19 protein-coding genes are annotated in these 19,061 nt (G+C 67.9%); 7 read left to right on the top strand and 12 right to left on the bottom strand.

Annotated elements, in window-relative coordinates; genetic code table 11:
- Positions 1-8: 8 nt before the first annotated feature.
- Positions 9-752: a lytic transglycosylase domain-containing protein gene (locus HV786_RS26425; protein ID WP_175212057.1), complete on the top strand. Its 744-nt coding sequence runs from the start codon at positions 9-11 to the stop codon at positions 750-752.
- A 33-nt stretch (positions 753-785) separates the two neighbouring features.
- Here the strand turns inward: HV786_RS26425 and hemL are convergent, their stop codons facing one another.
- The 3 genes from hemL to HV786_RS26410 are packed head-to-tail and all read right to left on the bottom strand — an operon-like array spanning position 786 to position 3,540.
- Positions 786-2,063: a glutamate-1-semialdehyde 2,1-aminomutase gene (gene hemL / locus HV786_RS26420; RefSeq protein WP_128829874.1), complete on the bottom strand. Its 1,278-nt coding sequence runs from the start codon at positions 2,061-2,063 to the stop codon at positions 786-788.
- Between the two features lie 5 nt (positions 2,064-2,068).
- Positions 2,069-2,734, bottom strand: coding sequence for a thiamine phosphate synthase (gene thiE, locus HV786_RS26415; RefSeq protein ID WP_175212056.1), 666 nt, complete (start codon positions 2,732-2,734; stop codon positions 2,069-2,071).
- On the bottom strand, positions 2,731-3,540 hold the full coding sequence (locus HV786_RS26410) for a hydroxymethylpyrimidine/phosphomethylpyrimidine kinase (protein WP_175212055.1): 810 nt from the start codon (positions 3,538-3,540) through the stop codon (positions 2,731-2,733). The genes thiE and HV786_RS26410 overlap by 4 nt, the downstream gene beginning before the upstream one ends.
- Before the next feature lie 154 nt (positions 3,541-3,694).
- Between HV786_RS26410 and HV786_RS26405 the strand changes: the two genes are divergently transcribed.
- The 6 genes from HV786_RS26405 (at position 3,695) to HV786_RS26380 (ending at position 7,952) form a co-directional block, all read left to right on the top strand.
- Positions 3,695-3,859, top strand: a complete 165-nt coding sequence (locus HV786_RS26405) for a rubredoxin (RefSeq protein ID WP_003814980.1) — start codon at positions 3,695-3,697, stop codon at positions 3,857-3,859.
- A gap of 146 nt (positions 3,860-4,005) precedes the next feature.
- Positions 4,006-4,593 (top strand): YqgE/AlgH family protein, encoded by a 588-nt coding sequence (locus tag HV786_RS26400; protein ID WP_128829875.1) that lies wholly within the window; start codon positions 4,006-4,008, stop codon positions 4,591-4,593.
- Positions 4,586-4,987: a Holliday junction resolvase RuvX gene (gene ruvX, locus HV786_RS26395; protein WP_056327418.1), complete on the top strand. Its 402-nt coding sequence runs from the start codon at positions 4,586-4,588 to the stop codon at positions 4,985-4,987. Before HV786_RS26400 ends, ruvX begins: the two co-directional genes overlap by 8 nt.
- 21 nt (positions 4,988-5,008) lie before the next feature.
- Positions 5,009-5,929: an aspartate carbamoyltransferase gene (locus tag HV786_RS26390; protein WP_175212054.1), complete on the top strand. Its 921-nt coding sequence runs from the start codon at positions 5,009-5,011 to the stop codon at positions 5,927-5,929.
- Positions 5,926-7,215 (top strand): dihydroorotase, encoded by a 1,290-nt coding sequence (locus tag HV786_RS26385; protein WP_175212053.1) that lies wholly within the window; start codon positions 5,926-5,928, stop codon positions 7,213-7,215. Before HV786_RS26390 ends, HV786_RS26385 begins: the two co-directional genes overlap by 4 nt.
- Positions 7,212-7,952, top strand: a complete 741-nt coding sequence (locus HV786_RS26380; RefSeq protein ID WP_128829885.1) for a lysophospholipid acyltransferase family protein — start codon at positions 7,212-7,214, stop codon at positions 7,950-7,952. The genes HV786_RS26385 and HV786_RS26380 overlap by 4 nt, the downstream gene beginning before the upstream one ends.
- Before the next feature lie 1,056 nt (positions 7,953-9,008).
- On the opposite strand, the gene HV786_RS26375 is transcribed toward HV786_RS26380, so the two are convergent.
- The 9 genes from HV786_RS26375 to HV786_RS26335 form a co-directional block, all read right to left on the bottom strand.
- A complete protein-coding gene (locus HV786_RS26375; RefSeq protein WP_056327791.1) occupies positions 9,009-9,842 on the bottom strand; it encodes a symmetrical bis(5'-nucleosyl)-tetraphosphatase in 834 nt (277 codons plus the stop codon).
- Positions 9,839-11,017, bottom strand: a complete 1,179-nt coding sequence (gene lptG, locus HV786_RS26370) for an LPS export ABC transporter permease LptG (protein WP_056327792.1) — start codon at positions 11,015-11,017, stop codon at positions 9,839-9,841. Before lptG ends, HV786_RS26375 begins: the two co-directional genes overlap by 4 nt.
- Before the next feature lie 93 nt (positions 11,018-11,110).
- A complete protein-coding gene (gene mtgA, locus HV786_RS26365; RefSeq protein WP_056327793.1) occupies positions 11,111-11,845 on the bottom strand; it encodes a monofunctional biosynthetic peptidoglycan transglycosylase in 735 nt (244 codons plus the stop codon).
- 5 nt (positions 11,846-11,850) lie between these two features.
- Complete coding sequence (gene aroE, locus HV786_RS26360; protein WP_175212052.1) at positions 11,851-12,714, bottom strand: shikimate dehydrogenase; 864 nt, start codon at positions 12,712-12,714, stop codon at positions 11,851-11,853.
- Positions 12,711-13,583, bottom strand: coding sequence for a TonB family protein (locus HV786_RS26355; RefSeq protein WP_056327795.1), 873 nt, complete (start codon positions 13,581-13,583; stop codon positions 12,711-12,713). The genes aroE and HV786_RS26355 overlap by 4 nt, the downstream gene beginning before the upstream one ends.
- 108 nt (positions 13,584-13,691) lie before the next feature.
- The gene (locus HV786_RS26350; RefSeq protein WP_108005747.1) at positions 13,692-14,780 is read right to left on the bottom strand and encodes an ABC transporter ATP-binding protein; all 1,089 of its coding nucleotides are present in this window, start codon (positions 14,778-14,780) and stop codon (positions 13,692-13,694) included.
- Positions 14,773-16,551: an ABC transporter permease gene (locus tag HV786_RS26345; protein WP_128829886.1), complete on the bottom strand. Its 1,779-nt coding sequence runs from the start codon at positions 16,549-16,551 to the stop codon at positions 14,773-14,775. Before HV786_RS26345 ends, HV786_RS26350 begins: the two co-directional genes overlap by 8 nt.
- A 136-nt stretch (positions 16,552-16,687) precedes the next feature.
- Positions 16,688-17,785, bottom strand: a complete 1,098-nt coding sequence (locus HV786_RS26340; protein ID WP_128829887.1) for an ABC transporter substrate-binding protein — start codon at positions 17,783-17,785, stop codon at positions 16,688-16,690.
- 149 nt (positions 17,786-17,934) lie between these two features.
- Positions 17,935-19,061: ABC transporter substrate-binding protein (locus HV786_RS26335; protein ID WP_175212051.1), on the bottom strand; the 1,127-nt coding region annotated here is incomplete at its 5' end.

Below are 19,061 nucleotides of genomic sequence, written 5' to 3'. Positions count from 1 at the left end.
CCCGTCCCATGTCCCAACCGCCCACTTCCATTCTTTCGGCCACGCGCGCCATCCTGGCGCGCGCCGGCGGGATGGCGGCGCTGGCGACGGGTGCTCTGGCGCTGGCGGCCGCAGCGCCGGTCCAGGCCGCCGACACCTACCGCTACAAGGACCCGTTCGGGGTGTGGCGCACGATGAAAGTGCCCACCGGCACCGGCAAATACTACAAGCGGGCGCAGGCACGGACGGCGGCGCGCGGCAGCGTGCAGGCGCTGTGCCTGACCTGTGAGCCCGAGGCCGGCGACGGCGCGAGCCGGGTGGCGCGGGCCGCGGCCGAACCGCCCCTGCGCTGGAGCACGGTCAAGCCCACGACCAAGCACGACAACCTGATCGCCCGCGCCGCATTGGATTCCGGCGTCGACCAGGCGTTGCTGACTGCGGTCATTGCCATCGAATCAGGGTTTCGCAGCGATGCCCGCTCGCCCAAGGGCGCGCTGGGACTGATGCAGTTGATGCCGGCGACGGCCGCGCCGTTGCTGTCGGTGGACGACGTGGAACGCGCGCTGGTGGATCCGGCGACCAACGTGCAGGCCGGATCGCGCCATTTGCGCCGGCTGATCGACCGGTATCCGGGCCGCCTGGATCTGGCGCTGGCCGCGTACAACGCGGGCGAGGGCGCCGTGCGCAAGTACGACGCAGTGCCGCCCTACGCGGAAACCCAGGCCTATGTGAAGAATGTGACGGCCTTGTACGAGCAGTACAAGGCGCCTTGAAGGGAGCGGGCGCCAGGCCCGCTCCGCAGACGCTTACAGCCCCGCGAAAACCTTTTCCGCGATATCCAGCGTGGCCTGGATCACGGCGTCGTCGTGGGTGGCCGACACGAAGCCCGCTTCGAAGGCGGACGGCGCAAAATGCACGCCGTGGTCCAGCATGGCATGGAAGAAGCGGTTGAACGCCGCCGTGTCGCACGCGGAGACCTGCGCGAACGAGGCCGGGATGCTGTCGCTGAAATAGATGCCGAACATGCCGCCCACCGAATCCGCCGAGAACGGCAGGCCGGCCTTGCGGGCGCGTTCTTGCAGGCCCTGCGCCAGCTTGGCGGTCTGGGCCGTCAGGTTTTCGTAGAAGCCCGGGGCGCCGATCAGGCGCAGCGTGGCCAGACCTGCGGCCACGGCCACCGGGTTGCCCGACAGCGTGCCGGCCTGGTAGACGCCGCCCAGCGGCGCGATGTGCTTCATGACCTCGGCGCTGCCGCCGAAGGCGCCCACCGGCATGCCGCCGCCGATCACCTTGGCCAGCGTGGTGATGTCTGGCTTGACGCCGGTCAGGCCCTGCACGCCTTGCGGTCCGACGCGAAAGCCCGTCATGACCTCGTCGAAGATCAAGAGCGCGCCGTGCTGCGTGCAGACCTCGCGCAGGCCTTCCAGGAAGCCGGGCGCCGGCTTGATGAGGTTCATGTTGCCGGCGACCGGCTCCACGATGATGCAGGCGATGTCCGCGCCGTGCTGCGCGAAGGCTTCGCGCACGGCGTCCAGGTTGTTGTACTCCAGGGTCAGCGTGTGCGAGACGAACTCAGGCGGCACGCCGGCCGAGCTGGGATTGCCGAAGGTCAGCAGCCCCGATCCGGCCTTGACCAGCAGGCTGTCCGAATGGCCGTGATAGCAGCCTTCGAACTTGACGATCTTGGCGCGGCCGGTGGCGCCGCGCGCCAGACGGATGGCCGTCATGGTGGCTTCGGTGCCCGAGCTGACCAGGCGCACCTGTTCCAGCGACGGCAGGCGCGAGATCAGCACTTCGGCCAGTTCGATTTCCGCTTCGGTCGGCGCGCCGAACGACAGGCCGTTGACGGCCGCTTCCTGCACCGCGCGCACCACTTCCGGGTGCGAGTGGCCCAGGATGGCCGGGCCCCAGGAGCCGACGTAATCGATGTACTGCTTGTCTTCCGCGTCCCACACGTACGGACCCTGCGCACGCTTGATGAAGCGCGGCGTGCCGCCCACGGAGCGGAAGGCGCGCACCGGCGAATTGACGCCGCCGGGGATGCTGCGGCAGGCGCGGTCGAAAAGCTGAGCGTTACTGGACATGGGTATCAAGACTTGCGGTTGAAGTTGGCGGAATAGGGCGCCGAGCAGGCCACGGCCGCGGCCCGGATGCTGGGCGCCTCGAACAGGCTCGTGATGACGGCGATGGCGTCGGCCCCGGCCTGCGCCACGAGCGGGGCGTTGGCGGGGGTAATGCCGCCGATGGCCACCACCGCGGGGCGGGGCGCGTCGCGCTCATCGGCCAAGCGGCGGGCCTCGGTCAGGACGGACAGCGGCGCGCGCACCGTGTCGGGTTTGACCGTGGAGGCGAACATGGCTCCGAAGGCGATGTAGTCGGCGCCGGCGTCGAGCAATTCACGTGCCCGCATCAGGTCATCGTAGCTGGAGCCGCCAAGGATCAGGTCGGGGCCGGCCTCGCGGCGGATGTGCGCCAGGCTTTCGTCGTCGCGGCCGACGTGGGCGCCGTCGGCGCCGACATCCAGCGCAAGGCGCCAGTCGTCATTGATGAGGAACACCACGCCCAGTTCACGGCACAGCGGCGCCAGGGCGCGGGCCTGCGCCGCGCGCACTGCGTCCGGCACGTTCTTGCGGCGCAACTGCAGCGAGCGCATGCCGCCCGCAGCCGCATCGCGCACGGCCTGCAGCAGGCGGTCGGTGTCGTCCCATTCAGGCGTCACGCCGTACAGGCCGGTGGGGAAACGCAAGGATTTCATTGGGGCAGGATCCGGTTGGGAATGCGCCGGCCCATGCCCGGCAGGAAGCTGGCGGCCACGGCCGCGTCCGCGTGGGCGAGGCCCTGGCGCACGGCCTCGGGCATTTCCAGGCCCTGCGCCAGCATGGCGGTGATGGCGGTGGCAGCCAGGCCGCCGGCGTCACCGTTGCGGTCGGGCGGCGCCTGCCAGGGCCAGGTGTGCGTCTGGCCGCCGGGGCCGAGCAGCACGTTGGCGAAGTGACCGGGACGCTGGGGGCTGCCCAGCACCAGGACCCACGCCGCGCCGGCCGCCACCAGGGCGTGCATGGGCGTGGGTGCGTCCCCGATATCGATATCGCCGTCGGCATGCCACTGCGCAAGGCGCAGGTGTTCGATGACCAGCAAGTCCGTCTGCGGCAGTACCAGTTCCAGCGTCGCGGCCAGGAGGTCGTCGGCTTCGTCCTCGTCGGCGGCGCTTGCGGGCACCTGCGCGCGCTGGCCCAGGTGCAGAACGAGCGGCACCTGGCTATAGTCGGCGGCAACCTGCGCCGCCACGCTGGCCGTTTCCGCGGTGTATAGTCCGCCCACCTTGATGGCCTGCACCGACATGTCTTCGAGCAGGCAACGCGCCTGGTCGTCCAGCAGGTCGGGCGAAACGGGGTGGATTTCTTCGATGCCGGCGGTGTCCTGCACGGTCAGCGCGGTCACGGCCGCCAGGCCATGACAGCCCAGTCGGGCGCAGGTGACGGCGTCCGCGGGCAACCCATCCGAGCCGGAGGGATCGAACGGGCCGAAGACCAAAACGAGAGGGGGAGTTACGGAGGCCACGTGACAACGCTTGATTGAGGGCGCCCCGGCTCATTTGGCATGAATCAGGGGAACCCCTATTGGGTTTCGGTAAGATTGTCCCCATTCTAATGGAAGCCCCTCACCTTTGCCCCACCGCGGGGATGCCGGTGGGGAATTGATGTAAGAGAGAACTATGCGTACTTGGATGTGTTTGATTTGCGGCTGGGTCTATGACGAAGAGGCCGGCCTGCCCGACGAAGGCATCGCTCCCGGCACCCGCTGGGAAGACGTGCCGCCCAACTGGGTCTGTCCCGAATGCGGCGCACGCAAAGAGGACTTCGAACTGATGGAAATCTGAAGCCGTCACGCCCACATATTCCGCCAAGGCTCGTAAGATGGGGCATACCCCATCCCTAGTAACCGCCGCAGGGCTGCCAGGCATGATGTTTGCGTCTGCGCAGTCACTCCGAACGGTTTTCACAGACTACCCATGAAGGGGTTGCCATGACGGAAAAACATACCGAAAGCGCTGCGACGCAGGCGGCCAACTTCGCCAACCAGTTCCTGATCGCCATGCCGGGCATGGTCGAGGGCAGCTTGGCGGGTTCCGTCATCTACGTGTGCGAACACACGGACCGCGGCGCGTTGGGGCTGGTCATCAACCGCCCCACCGACCTGACGCTGGGCACGCTGTTCGAGCGCATCGACCTGACGCTCGAGATCGGACCGGTCAAGGACACGTTCGTCTTTTTTGGCGGACCGGTCCAGACCGATCGCGGCTTCGTGCTGCACGCGCCGGCCGGCGACTACAGTTCCAGCATCAAGCTGGGCGACATGGCGCTGACCACATCGCGCGACGTGCTGCAGGCCGTGGCCGACGGCAACGGCCCCGCGCGCATGCTTGTGACGCTGGGCTACGCCGGTTGGGGCGCGGGCCAGCTGGAAAGCGAGATGGGCCAGAATGCCTGGCTGAGCGTGGGCGCGGACGCGCACATCATCTTCGACGTGCCGCCCGAGGAACGCTATCCCGCCGCGCTCAAGCTGCTGGGCATCGATCCCGTGATGCTGGCCGGCGACGCTGGACATGCCTGAAGAAACCCTGCTTGCCTTCGATTTCGGCGAAAAGAAGATCGGCATTGCCATCGGCAATACGTTGACGCGCCAGGCGCGTCCGCTTGAAATCATATTCAGCGAGGTCCGCGACGCGCGCTTTGGCCGCATCGCGGCGCTCTTGCAGGAATGGCAGCCGCACCGCGTTGTCGTCGGGCTGGCGCTGGACGCCGAGGGTGGCGAACAGCCCGCCACGGCGCGCTGCCGGCGCTTCGCCAACCAGTTGCACGGCCGCTTCGGCATCGCCGTCGAACTGGTCGATGAACGCGGCTCCAGCATGGAGGCCCAGCGCCTGCTCGGCACGCATGCCGCGGATGACGCGATGGCCGCGGCTGTTATCCTGCAACGCTACCTTGACGCCTTGCCCGCGGCCTGACGGCCGCGGCTTGTCTTGCCCATGCTCAATCCGCAACTCGATCGCCGCGGCGAACTCGCGCATCTGCTGACCACGGAAGGGCTGCCCCGCCGTCACGTCGAGCGGCTGCTCGAGATAGCGCGCGGACACGCGGCCGCCAGCGATGCGCTGCCATCCGCCGCGCTGGAAATGCCGGTGTTTCTTTGCCTGCCCGACACGGATGCCGCCGACCGCGAAGCCTACGCCGTGGCCGCGGCCAGCCTGTCCATGCTGCCGGTGCCGCTGGACGCGCAAGCCGGGCAGGCGCTGGCCGAAACGGTGGCGGGCCTTGCGCCGGGCGTGCTGGTCCTGCGTCATCCCCAAAGCGGCGCGGCGCATTGCGCCGCCGCCCATGCCGCGCCGGGCCTGCGCGTCCTGAATGCGGGCGACGGCCGGCACGCCGATCCCGTGCCGGCGCTGGCGCTGATGCAGGCCATCGGCGATGCTAAGCCCGACCTCACGAGCCTTGTCGTCACGCTGGTCGGCGATATCCGCCATTCGCGCGTGGCGCGTTCGATCATCCATCTTCTGACGACCCTGGGCGTGCCCGAGGTACGTGCCGCCGCGCCGCGCACGCTGCTGCCCGACGGTCTTGCGCAACTGGGCGTGCGCGCCTGCGCCACCCTCTTCGAAGGCCTGAGCGACGCCGACGTGGTGATCGTGTTTCCCTTGAATGTCGAAGACCTCAGCGGCGCGCAGCTTCCGTCGGCGCGCGAGTACGCCCATACGCATGGCCTGACGGCCGCGGCGCTGACGGCCGCCAAGCCGGACGTGCTGCTGTTGCCTGCCGGCGGGCTGGTGCCCGGCGTGGAGGTTGACGGCGACATCGCCGCCGGCCTTGAACCCACCGAGGCGGGTGTCGCGGCGCTTGAACAACCGCTGCGCACGGCGGTGTTGCGCGTGCTGGCCGGAGCGGCGCCATGAGACTGCACATTGCCAATGGCCGGTTGATCGACCCCGCAAATGGCGTGGACGGTCAGCACGATCTCTACATCGCATCGGGCCGCATCATTGCGGTCGGCGTGGCGCCGGACGGATTCCAGGCGGATCGCCGCATCGATGCCAGCGGTCTGGCGGTGCTGCCGGGTCTGATCGACCTGTCCGCGCGCGTCGCGCAGTCGGGCCACACCGGATTCGCGCCCGCCGAGTTGCGCGCGGCGCTGGCCGGTGGCGTGACGCGCCTGGTGCTGCCGCCGGACGCGGAAAGCCCGCTGGATGAGCCCACGAAGGTCGAGGCGCTGATGCGTCACGCGCAGGCCGGGCAGTGCGCCGTCCACCCGCTGGGCGCGATGACCGTGGGGCTTGCGGGCGAAACGTTGACGGAAATGGCGCTGCTTGCACGGGCAGGCTGCATCGCCTTTTCGCAAGGCGAGTCCATCATGGCCGACGCGCGCGTGCTGTGGGGGGCGATGCGATACGCAAGCGGACTGGGCCAGACGTTGTGGTTGCGAGCGCAGGATCCGTGGCTGGCGCGCGGCACGTCGGTGGCAAGCGGTCCGTACGCGGAGCGTCTGGGCCTGGAGGGGATGCCCGCCCAGGCGGAAACCGTGGCGCTGCACACGATCTTCGAATTGCAGCGCGCAACGGGCGCGCGGATTCACCTGGCGCGCCTGTCGAGCGCCGCCGGTATCGACCTGCTGCGCAAGGCCCGCCGCGAAGGCTTGCCGGTCACGGCAGACGTGTCGGTGAACAGCCTGCTGCTGACCGACGTGGACATCGGCTTCTTCGACACGAATCACCATCTGACGCCGCCGCTGCGGGGGCAGCGCGACCGCGACGCGATCCAGTCGGCGTTGGCTGACTGCGTGATCGACGCGCTGTGCTCGGATCACACGCCGGTTGACGCCCGGGGCAAGGCAGAACCGTTCCCGGCGTCCACGCCGGGCGCGACGGGGCTCGAACTGCTCTTGTCGCTGGCCTTGAAATGGGCGCGCGACAGCCGCCGTCCCATCGGCGACGCCCTGGCGCGCGTGACGTCCGGCCCGGCCGCGGTGCTCGCCGCCGTCGCGCCGCAGCTCGGCCGGTGCGGCCATCTGGGCGTGGATGCGCCGGCGGACCTGTGTCTGGCGGACCTGGACGCGGAATGGATGGTGATGCCCGCGGCGCTGCAAAGCCGGGGCGTCCATACACCTTTCGCAGGTATGATGCTGCCCGGTCGAGTACGAGCCACCGTGGTTGGTGGCCAACCGGCCTGGGAGACTCCAGTTTGAAGCTGCTGCGCTTTGTCCTACGGCTGAGCCTTGTCCTGCCCCTGATCATTTTCGGCCTGCTTTGCGTGGGCCTGGTCTTCCCCCTGATGCGCCCCGCCGCCCGCGCGCGGCTAAACCGCCGCTGGTCGCGCTGGCTGATGGCAGCCTGCGGCCTGGAGGTGATCCTGAAGGGCGAGCCGCGCCTGGAAGGCCCGGTGCTGCTGGTGGCGAACCACGTGTCCTGGGTCGATATCTTCGTACTTAACTCGGCGCGAGCGACGTCATTCGTGGCCAAGAGCGAGATCCGCTCCTGGCCGGTGATCGGCTGGCTGGTCGCCGGCGCCGGCACGCTCTTCATCGAACGCGGCCAACGCCACGCGGTCCACGCGATGGGCGAGTCGATGCAGGATCGCTTCAAACAGGGCGACGCGGTCGGCCTGTTTCCCGAAGGCACCACGAGCGAAGGCTTTGAACTGCTTCATTTCCACGCCAGCCTGTTCGAACCGGCTCGCGCAGCCGCGGTGGAAATCCAACCCGTGGCGCTGCGCTTCATGCAGCACGGCAAACGCAGCGGCTACGCGGCCTTCGTGGGCGAGGAGTCGCTGGTGGCGAACCTCTGGCGCGTGCTGGGCGTTACAGGATTGGCAGTCGAAGTGGTATTCCTGCCTCCGCTGGCGGCGCGGCATCCGGATGGGTCGTTGCCGACACGATTGGAACTGTCGCATCAGGCTAGAGAGGCGATTTTGCGGGTGCTTTGAGGGTTATTTCGGGTTTATGGAGTTTGCGTCGGGCTGCGGGTATAGGGGTTCTTGGGGCGTCCGGCACGGCGGCGGCCCGGGGCGCGCGGGGCCACGATTGCGGTCCGGAGCCTTCGCTCCGGACTTGCCTAGGCGGCCCCCCCCGTCGTCATCTTCGTCCGCCTTCGGCTCCCTTCAGATTCCCTCGGGCTTATCGACGCCCCGCGCACCCCGGGCCGCCACCGCACCGGACTCTGGCAATAGAAACCTGATGGGCGGCGGGGCGGTCGGTGTGCTTGGCATTCTGTTGCCGTCTTTGCCGGGCCAGAAGCATCTTGCGTTGCCCGTCTCCGTTCGGCCGCGCGGGCGGCCTCCGGAGACTTACGCGGCGTCTTGCGATTGGATGATGACGCTTCGCGCGTAGTTGTGTGCGTTTCCATCAGGTGTCAGACACCTTTGCGAGAGAGATCAGCACCTTCGCGATAACGTCACCAGTGCCGCTAATCGTCCCTTGAACTCAAGTGCCCGATGGGCGGCGCGAACCGATCGGCAAGCTGTGGCGACTCGTCGCCGCGCCGCCCATCACCGCCCACCCCCCATCGTGACGGCGGCCATTAGCAAACCAGTCACCGCAAGCGCGAAGCGCACCCCCTCACGACGTCCCACCGCCCCGATGCCGATTGCCGCCGCCCGGGCGGCAGCAATTCGGCGGCCCCGCAGATCTCCTGCCCTGTCCACAGGTCTTGTAGCGCGCAAACCAAAGACCCTGGCAGCACGGCGTCGCGGGCACCGTGGGTGCGAGCGCCGTCGATGCGCCCGAGGGAATCTGAAGGGAGCCGAAGGCGGACGAAGATGACGAGGGGGAAGTCCGGAGCGAAGGCTCCGGACCGCAATCGTGGGCGATCGTGCCCACGGTGACCGCGGCGTCGGGCGACCTACGAAGACGGTACGCGACCGACGAAGATCCGCCGTATCGTGTGACCGACGAAGACGGTACGCGACCTACGAAGAACCACCCGAGCACGGCCTAAGAAGAATAGAAGAACGAAAGAACCCCGCTCCAACTCCCGCCAGCACTCACTCCGCCATCGGATCCTGAAACTGAGAACACTTAACCTGCACGACCTTCCGATCCTGCAACCGCAAAGCCGTCAACGACCCGCCCCACACGCATCCTGTGTCCAGGCAAATCACATCCGGCCGCTGCAACAACCCCAGCGTCGACCAATGCCCGAACACCGTCGTCACGTTACGTGTCGCCCGGTTAGGCACATCGAACCAAGGCACCAACCCGGGCGGCCAAGCCCCCGGCGTCACCTTCGTCGCGAACTCCATGTGTCCGTTGGGCGTGCACAGGCGGATCCGCGTCAGCGCGTTGATGATCACCCGCAACCGTTTGCCGCCCTTGTGGTCTTCCTTCCAGGTGGCCGGCTCGTTGCCGTACATCTTTTGAAGCGCCTTCTGCCAGTTGGGGCCGCGCAGCGCGTCCTGGACTTCGCCGGCCAGGGCCAGCGTCTTGGCGACGTCCCACTTGGCCAGCGTGCCGGCGTGGACCAGCAGGTGGTTCTGTTCGAAGTGCGCCAACGGGCGGGAGCGCAGCCAGTTGAGCAGGTCCGTGGCGTCCGGTGCGCGCAGGATGGATTCCAGCGTGTCGGACTTGGACGGCTTGCGTACGCCCGCGGCCGCGGCCAAGAGGTGCAGGTCGTGGTTGCCCAGGACCACCGTGGCGCGGTCCCCCAGGTCGATGATGCGGCGCAAGGTTTCGAGCGACTGCGGGCCACGGTTGACCAGGTCGCCAGCGAACCAGAAGCGCGACTTGGGGTCGCCGACGAGTTCGGGGTGGGACAGCAAGCGATCCAGCGGCGAGCAGCACCCCTGCACGTCGCCGATCATCCAGATACTGCCGTTCATGCGGGACTCTTGCTCCAAGGCCAACGTTGCTGGACGAGACGGGTAATGGTGTGGCGGTATTCCATGTAGCTCATGGCGCCCAGCGCCAGCGCCATGGCGCCCAGGTTCGGGCCCAGGGCGGTAAGCCAGGGCGGCCACTTGCCCAGCATACCCACGTTCAGCGCAAGCTGGTTCAGCATGAAGAAGGCCACGCCCAGCAGGATGCCCACGAACACCTTGGCGCCGACGCCGCCTCGGCGGGTCTGCATGAGGCCGATGGGGGCGGCGATGGTGATCATCACGATCAGGGTGAAGGGGTAGGCCAGTTTGCGCCACAGGGCGACGACCTGGCGGCCGTATTGAAGCTGGTTGTCCCGCAGGTATTCCACGTAGTCGAGCAGCGTGACGATCGACATGCGTTCGGGGGTCAGCACGCGGGCCAGCAGGCGTTCGGCGCTGAGGGTGGTGTCGATGGAGCGTTCGGGCAGCTTGACGACGGTGGCGGGCGGATTCTTGGGCGGCCGGGCGTTGGCCAGCGCCTCGGCGGCCTCGGCGTCCAGGCGTGTCTCGGAGACGTCCTTGAGCACCAGGTCGCCCCGCGTGAACGTGCCCGTGGGGGCGGTGGACAGCGCCGTCAGCGTCAGGTCTTTCTTGAATTCGTAGAGCGTGACGCCCGCCACCTGGCCGTCGCCCTTCAGTTCGGCGATGTTGATGATGCGGGTGCCGCCGTTGGCGGTGGGTTCCTTGAACCAGTAGCCGCTCTTCAAGCGATCGCCGCCGGCCTTGCCGCGGAACATCAGGTTGGCCTCGCCGGTCTTGACCTCGGCCCAGGGCGTCACGTATTCGGACAGCAGGCCCGCGCCGATCATCAGCGGGATGGTGACGATCCAGAGCATCCGCAGAAGCCGCATGCCGCTGACGCCGGAAACGCGCAGGATGACGAGTTCGTTGCGCTGGGCCAGGCCCGCCAGCGCCAGGATGGCGCCGATCAGGAGCCCGATGGGCAGAAGATCATAGAGACGGGTGGGGATCGCCAGCGCCTGCATGTACAGCAGGGCCATCATGGAGAACTTGTCGCCCACGTTGTCCAGGTCGTCCACCAAAGCGAAGAACGTGAAGAGGCCCAGCAGGGCCAGAAGGACCACTGCGCAAGAGCGATAGACCTCGCGGGCCAGGTAGCGACGTGCAGTACGCATGGAGGAAAAAGGAGTGGAGCGCGTAAACGTGAAAGCTTAACAAATCCCGCAGCCCGAAGACGGCCGGGAGGATCGATTCGTCCCATTCCCCTTTCAGGGGATGTCGACCAGCTGCATCCGGCGCGTCAGGATGCCGACGCGGGAGTTCAGGTAATTGGACTTGCGATGGCTGTCGTAGAAGCGCGGATTGGGCAGCATGGCCGCCAGCCTGGCGGACTGGGCGTTGCCCAGGTTGGCGGCGGTGGTATTGAAATAATGCTTGGCGGCGGCCTGGGCGCCGAATACGCCCACGCCCCACTCGGCGACGTTCAGGTAGAGCTCAAGGATCCGTTCCTTGCTCATGACGTGTTCGATCATGTAGGCAAGGACCAGTTCCTGGCCCTTGCGCAGGTAACTGCGAGAGCCGGACAGGAACAGGTTCTTGGCCAGCTGCTGGGTGATGGTGGAGCCGCCGCGCCGCTTGGAGCGCCCGGCCTCTTCCTGTTTCTGGTTGTATTGCCAGGCCTTGCGGATGGCGTCCCATTCGATCCCGTCGTGGTCCGTGAAATTCGCGTCCTCGGACGCGATCACCGCGCGCTTGAGCGAACGGTTGATCTTGTCGTAGGGCACCCATTCGTGTTTGAGCTCGATCCCCGGGTCTTCCTTGCGCAGGCGCGACAGCTCTTCGCGCATCATCGCGCTGCTGCCCGGGTCGCGGTAGTTGTACCAGACCACCTGGGCGAACAGCCAGAACTGGTACAGCAGGACGGCGCACACCAGCGCCATCAGCAAGCCGGTGGTGATACGGAACCAGTTTCGACCGCCGCTGCGGCCAGTTCGGGTCGCCATGCCGTTCAGCTACCGGCGGCCAGCGCCTCGCGCAGCGCCGTCAGGACGGGCGCCGCATCCGGGCGCACGCCGTGCCAGATGAAAAAGCTTTCGGCCGCCTGGCCGACCAGCATGCCCAACCCGTCGGCGGTCAGCGCGGCGCCGTCGGCCTTGGCCTGCTGCATGAAGGCGGTGGGCTGCGCGCCGTACATCATGTCGTAGGCGGCGGCCCCGTCGGCGTACAGCCCCGGCGGCAGGTCGGGGGCGGCGTTCTGCAGCCCGCTAGCGGTGGCGTTGATGACAAGGTTCCAGCCGCCGGGCACGGCGGCGCTCGTCAGGGCGCCCGCGGTAACTTGGGTCTGCGGAGACACGCCGCTCGCGCGCCAGGCCGCGACCAGCTCCTTGGCGCGGGCGGCCGTGCGGTTCACGATGTGGATGCGGGCGCAGCCGGCCTCGGCCAGCGGCTGCAGGACGCCGCGCGCCGCGCCGCCGGCGCCGACCAGCAGCACGTTGGCGCCCGACAGACGCACGCCCAGCCGCAGCAGGTCGTTGACCAGGCCCACGCCGTCGGTGTTGCAGCCGTGCCAGACGCCATCGCGCCACGACAGGGTGTTGACGGCGCCGGCCAGCCGCGCGCGGGCCGACAGGTGGTCCGCCGCGAGGGCATAGGCCTCAAGCTTGAACGGCACGGTGACATTCAGGCCCAGCCCGCCATCAGCCACGAATTCGGCGACGGCGCCGGCAAAGCCATCCACCGGGGCAAGCAGGCGCTCGTAGCGCAACGGCTTGCCGGTCTGCTGCGAAAACATGGCGTGGATCTGAGGCGAGCGGCTATGCGCGATGGGATTGCCGATGACGGCGTAGCGGGCTTGAGAAATCGCCTCGGTCATGGGGCCTGTGTTTCCAGAGTGTCGTTGACGAAATGCCAGGTGCGGGTGATGACCAGCACGTCCGTATCGCGGGCGATATCGGGCGGGAAGGGGGGAAAGGGCGCGGCCAGCTGGACGATGCGGCGCGCCGCCTGGTTCAGGACCGCATGCGGCGAAGGCTGGTCGATCTCGACCTCGGCGATGCTGCCGTCGGCGCGGACCGACACCGTGATGCGCAGCGATCCGTAGATGCGGCCGCGGGCCTCGTCGGGGTAATGCTGGGTGCCGACCGTCTCGATGCGCGTGCGCCAGGCATCCAGATACGCGGCGTAGCGGGACGCGTCGGCGGAGGGCGCGATGAACTGTTTGCGCGGTTCGGCGCTGTATTGCTGAACCCGCGCCGCCAGCGCCGCCACCTGGGCGTTCTGGATGACGCTGGCCTGGTCCTGGGCGTCCTGGCCGACATCGGCGCCATCGGGCCACGGGTTGACTGCCTGACGTTCGGGGCCGGCGTTGTGCGGCGATTGCAACTGGGTCATCAGGCGGGCCTGCTCAGCTTCGAGCTGCACCTGGCGCTGGCGCATGGCTTCCAGCACGATGGTCTCGGCCGAGCTGCCGGTCTGCGGGAGCGGGGTGGTGGACACGCCGCGGTCGGCGTTGCCGCCGCCTGTCATCTGGTTCTGCGCCACGGTGCGCGGGGTTTCAGGCGGGGTCTCGCTGCGGGCGTTCAGCAGCACGACTTCCAGGCTGGTCACGGGCGGCCGCGTCTGCGCGGGCGCGCTGAACCGCCACGCCAGCGCGCCGGCGTGCACCAACAGCGATATCGCGATGCCGATACGCAGGTAGTGCTGGGCGGGTTGGCCCAGCCACCACAGGTAACGGCTCAGCATCGAGGGGGAATCTGCGTGTTGCACCAGCGCATTGTAAGGCGAGTCCAGCGGCGCGGTGCGCTCCGTCCGACGGCTGTAACAGCCCTCGGACGGACGGTCTAGACCGGATCAGGCGGTCGGCCGGGGAAAGATCCAGACCTTGCTGGCGGGCAGCGCAAGCCGGCAGGGGCCGGGCTCGCGGCCTTCCGGACCGTAGGCGCGCAGGGCGAGGCTGCGGGCCGGATCGGCGTCCGGCGTGCGGAACAGGTATTCCCAGCGGTCGCCCAGATACATGCTGGTCAGCAGCGGCATGTCGACGTGGTTGCCGTCCGGGTCGTCGGCCAGGCGCACCTGCTCGACCCGGATGACCGCGGTGGCATCCTGTCCCGCCGCAACGTCCGCGCCGGCCTTGCCCCACAGCGACCAGCCGGGGCCTTCGATGCGGGCTTGCCCGTCGCGCAGCTCGGTGACCTTGCCGTCCAGCCGGTTGTTGCTGCCCATGAATTCGGCCGTGAACAGGGTGGACGGTGCGCCGTACATTTCCTGCGGCGTGCCCTGCTGCTCGATCTTGCCGTTGTTCAGCAGCAGGATGCGGTCGGAGATCGCCATGGCCTCGCTCTGGTCATGCGTCACCATCAGCGCGGACAGGCCCAGGCGGATGATCAACTCGCGCAGGAAGGCGCGCGCTTCCTCGCGCAGCTTGGCGTCCAGGTTGGACAGGGGTTCATCCAGCAGGATGACGGGCGGGCTGTACACCAGCGCCCGGCCGATGGCCACGCGCTGCTGTTGGCCGCCGGAAAGCGCGTGCGGGTGGCGCTGGCCAAGCTTGCCCAGGCCCAGCTGGTCCAGCACGGCCTGCACGCGCTCGCGCACCTCGGCGCCCGGCGTCTTGCGCAGCTTGAGCGGATAGGCAACGTTCTCGAACACGGTCTTGTGCGGCCACAGCGCATACGACTGGAACACCAGTCCCAGGTTGCGCTCTTCGGCGGGGATTTCCTGGCGGGCCGCGCCGTCGTAGACGACGCGGTTGCCGATGGTGATGCGGCCGCGCTTGGGGCCCTCCAGGCCGGCCACGGCGCGCAGCAACGTGGTCTTGCCGCTGCCCGAGGGCCCCAGGAGGGACACCACTTCGCCCTGGCGCAGCTGCATCGACACGCCCTTGAGCACCGGGTTGTCGCCGTAGTCCAGGTGCAGGTCTTCTACAGAAAGCTCAATCATGAAGTTTGACTCCGAATCGCAGGGCGATGCCCAGGCCGATCACGACCAGAACGATATTGATGAAGGAAAGCGCGGCCACGATGTCGATGGCGCCCGAGGCCCACAGCGACACCAGCATGGAGCCGATGGTCTCGGTGCCGGGCGACAGCAGGTAGACGCCGGTGGAGTATTCGCGCTCGAAGATCAGGAACATCAGCAGCCACGAGCCGATCAGGCCGTACTTGGCCAGCGGCACGGTGACGTGGCGGGTGACCTGGCCGCGGCGCGCGCCGGCGCTGCGGGCGGCCTCTTCCAGCTCGGGCCCCACCTGCAGCAGGGTCGAGGAGATGAGCCGCAAGCCATAGGCCATCCACACGACGGTGTACGCAAGCCACACGCTGAAGATGGTGCTGCGCAGGGCGCGCAGCCATTCGACGAAGTTCTCGCGCAGCCATTCCGCAAAGGGCAGGGCCGACAGCCAGCCGCCTTCGTCCACGTCCAGCGCGTTGTCCAGCCACATCGGCACGAACAGGAACACCCACAAGAACGCCAGGCCGGCCAACAGGCCCGGCACGGCGCGCGGCACCAGCACGCTGTAGTCCATGAAGCGCGTGACGTTGTCCGGCTTGCGGTGCATGGCCAGGCCCACGAACATGTAGCACATGACCGCAAGCGCGCCGCCGAAGACGCCGATGGCGACCGAGTTGACGATGGCGCGCATCAGGTTGGGCTGCGCGAACACGGTACGGAAGGCGTCCAGCGACAGCACGTCAAAGAGCGACACGCCCAAGCCCCAGTTGGACACGAACGCGCGCAGCAGCACGCCCGTCAGCGGCACGATGATGGTGACGAACAGCCAGAACGCCACGACTCCGCCCGCGACCCAGCGCCACTTGCCCAGCGGCAGCGGCCGCGCGCGCGAGGCCTTGCCCTTGACGGTGACGAAGCGGTTGGCGGTGCGCATCAGGCGGCGTTGCAGCATCACCAGCGGGATCGTCATGCAGATCAGCACCACGGCCACCGCGGCCATCAAGTGATAGGACGGGATGCCCAGCTTGTTGGTGAGCTTGTACAGGTAGGTGGCCAGCACCAGGTTGCCTTCCGGGTCACCGAGCACCAGCACCAGGCCGAACACTTCCAGGCCCAGGAAAAAGAGCAGCACGGTGGCGTACAGCATGGCCGGCCGCACCATGGGCAGGCTGACGGACACCATCACCCGCAGCGGCGAGGCGCCGGTCACCCGCGCGGCCTCTTCCACGTCGGACCCCATGCTGCGCAGCGCCGACGAGATGTACAGGTAGGCGTGCGGCACGTGCGTCAGACCGGCGATGATGACGATGCTGGTCAGCGAATAGACGTTCCAGGGAACGAAGCCCAGGATGTTCTGCGTCCAGGTCGAGAAAAAGCCGACGGGGCCAGCGGCGACCACGTAGCCGAAGCCCAGCACCATGGGCGACACGAACACCGGCACCAGGATCAGCGGCTCGATCCAGCGGCGGCCCGGCAGGTCGGTGCGGATCATCAGGAACGCCAGCATGCCGCCCAGCGGAATGGCGATGGCGGCCAGCCCGAACGCGAGGATGAAGCCGCTGCGTAGCGCCTTGTAGAAATCGGGGTCCGCGAAGATGAAGCGGAAGGCGTCCAGACTCCAGGTCTTGGACGGGGCAAAGAAGGGCGCCGAGAGAAAACTCTGGATGATGATGAACGACAGCGGCACGTAGATGGCGAGCGCCGTGATCAGCACCACCACGCCGCGTGGCAGGGACTGCCATTTTCTGCGCAATGACTGCATGGGAAATCCTGTGGTCTTGAAGGACGCGGTGGCCGCGCCGCCGGGGGCGATGGCCCCGGGCAGGGTCAGGCGGACGGCGCGCCGTCCGCTGCGTTTGCGGCGGCTCCGGGCCGCGAGGCCGCCCGGAGCCCGGGCATCACTTGCCCGCCGCGGCCCGCCATTGCTTGATGAATTCCAGGCGCTTGTTCTGCTCCAGGTAGTCCAGCAGCGTTTCGTCGACCGGAATTGGCTTGAGCGAGGCGCCCAGCTTCTTGGTCATGCCGTCCACGTCGTTGTCGCCTTCGATGTCGTCGCGCACGGACGCCAGGTCGGCCTGGTTGGCCATAATTTCCTGGCCCTTCTGCGACAGCAGGTAGTCCATCCACAGCTTGGCGGCGTTGCGGTTCTTCGCCTTCTTGCTGATGAACGCCACGCGCGACAGCACCAGCGCGTAGTCGGTGGGGTAGGCCACGCCCAGCGACGGGTCGTTCTTGGCGCGCGTCTCCGCGTAGGAACCCAGGATGTTGTAGCCGATCAGGTTCTCGCCCGAGGACACGCGTTCCATCATGGTGCCGGTGGACGACTGCACGACCAGGCCGCCCTTGGCGATGTCCTTCAGGGTCTCGAAGTACTTGGGATCGTTGGCCTTGTCCTGCACCGCCAGCATGAAGCCGACCGCGGACTTCTCGATGTCGTAGGTGGTGACCTTGTTCTTGAACTTGTCGGGCTGGCTGGCGATCAGCTTGGCCAGCGCGCCGTGCGTGGTGGGCACTTCATTGGCGGGAATGAGCCGCTTGTTGTAGATGAAGACGGCCGGCTCGTAGGTGGTGCCGTAGGCGGAATCCTTCCAGACGGCCCACGACGGCAGCTTGCCGGCCTCGGGCGATTTGTACTTCAGCGCGTAGTCGGTGGCCAGCTTCAGGGCCGAGTCCATCGACGAGCTCCAGACGATGTCGCCGCTGCCGCCGCCCGCCGCCTGTTCGCTGATGTAGCGGTTGTAGAGCTCGGTGCTGTTCATGTCGTTGTATTCGACCTTGACGCCCGGATACATCGCTTCGAAGCCCTTGATGATGGGGCCGGCGGCCTTGGTGTCGGTGGTCGAATAGATGACGACCTTGCCTTCCTTCTTGGCGCCGTCCAGGATCTTCTGGTAGTCGGCCGGATAGCCCGCCGGCACAGCCTGCGCGAAGGCGCTGCCCGAGGCGATGGCGAATGCGGCGGCGCAGGCGGCCGCCAGTTTGGACTTGGCAAGCATGGGTGTTGTCTCCGATTGGATTTGGCTTGATGCGGGCTCTGGGGCCCGCGTGCAGCCATCTTAGGAGTGCGCGTCTGTCGTCGTCCTGTCATGGCGGCAGGCGGCGGCTAGGGGAAATCCCTGGGCCACGCCTGCGCCGGCGCGCCGGGTTACGGACGCTGCGGCGTGTCGGTGACGAGCCGGATCCAGTTCTGCACGAACCGGGAATGGCGGCGCTGGTCCAGGCCGACGAGCAGCGCGGGGCTCAGCACCACGGGCTGCACGATGCCCTGCGACCGCGCGAGCACGGCTTCCGACGTCCACCGTCCCGGCGTGTCTTCCATGATGGACCCCAGCGCGGCATGGCTGGATGCCACCTGCTGGCCGGCGGGCGACAGCAGCCAGTCGACCAGGGCGCGGCCGAGGTCGGGGTTGGGGGCGGTGCGCGCGATGAGCACCGAGCGCGCCAGCACCAGCACGTAGTCCTGCGGAAACACCACGCCGATGGGCCGGCCCGCAGCCTGGCGCGACAGCGCGTAAGAGCCAAGGATGTTGTAACCGATGTCGAGTTCGTCGCGCTCGATGGCGTCCAGGATCTCGGCGCTGGTGGCCGCCAGCCGCACGCCGGCCTGGCCCATGGCGTTGGCCAGCCCCCAGAAGTTGGACGAGACGAGCTCATCCTGTTCGGCCAGCAGATAGCCCAGGCTGCTGGCGGCAATGTCGTAAGTGCCGATGCGTCCGCGCAGGCGCAACGGATCCTGCTCCAGCAGGCGCAGCAGGTCCTGGCGCGAGCGCGGCACTTCAGCCTCCGCGAAGCGCTTGGGGTTGTAGACGAAGACGGCGGGCTCGAACGTGAAGCCGTAGACCTCGTGCCGCCATATGGCCCACGACGGAAGCCGCGCGGCGTAGGGCGAGGCATAGCTCAGCGCGTAGCCATCGTTGGCAAGCCGGATCTGCAGGTCCGACGCGGAACTCATGAGGACGTCCACATCCTTCAATCGCCCTTCGATGGCGGCTTCGTAGAGCTCGCGGCTGCCCATTTCGCGGTACACGACGCTGACGTCGGGGCGATGCGACTGGAACCCCTGGATCAGCGGGGCGACGACGGGCGTGTCCGTGGGGCCGGCGATGGTGAGGACGCGGGAGGAGGGTTGCGGGGCAGGATAGCGGGTGATGATCTCGGGGATGCCTGCAACCTGCGGTGCGGCGGGCGGGGCAGCCGCGCCGGTCACCTCGGCGCCCGCGGCCCGCACGTCGGCGGACGGCGCGGCCAGCAGCAGGCAGGCGGCGCAGACCG

Origin of the sequence: Achromobacter mucicolens (genome assembly GCF_902859725.1) — a bacterium.
In the GTDB taxonomy this organism is placed as follows: Bacteria; Pseudomonadota; Gammaproteobacteria; order Burkholderiales; family Burkholderiaceae_B; genus Achromobacter; species Achromobacter mucicolens.
This window is presented reverse-complemented; position numbering and strand designations above follow the sequence as displayed.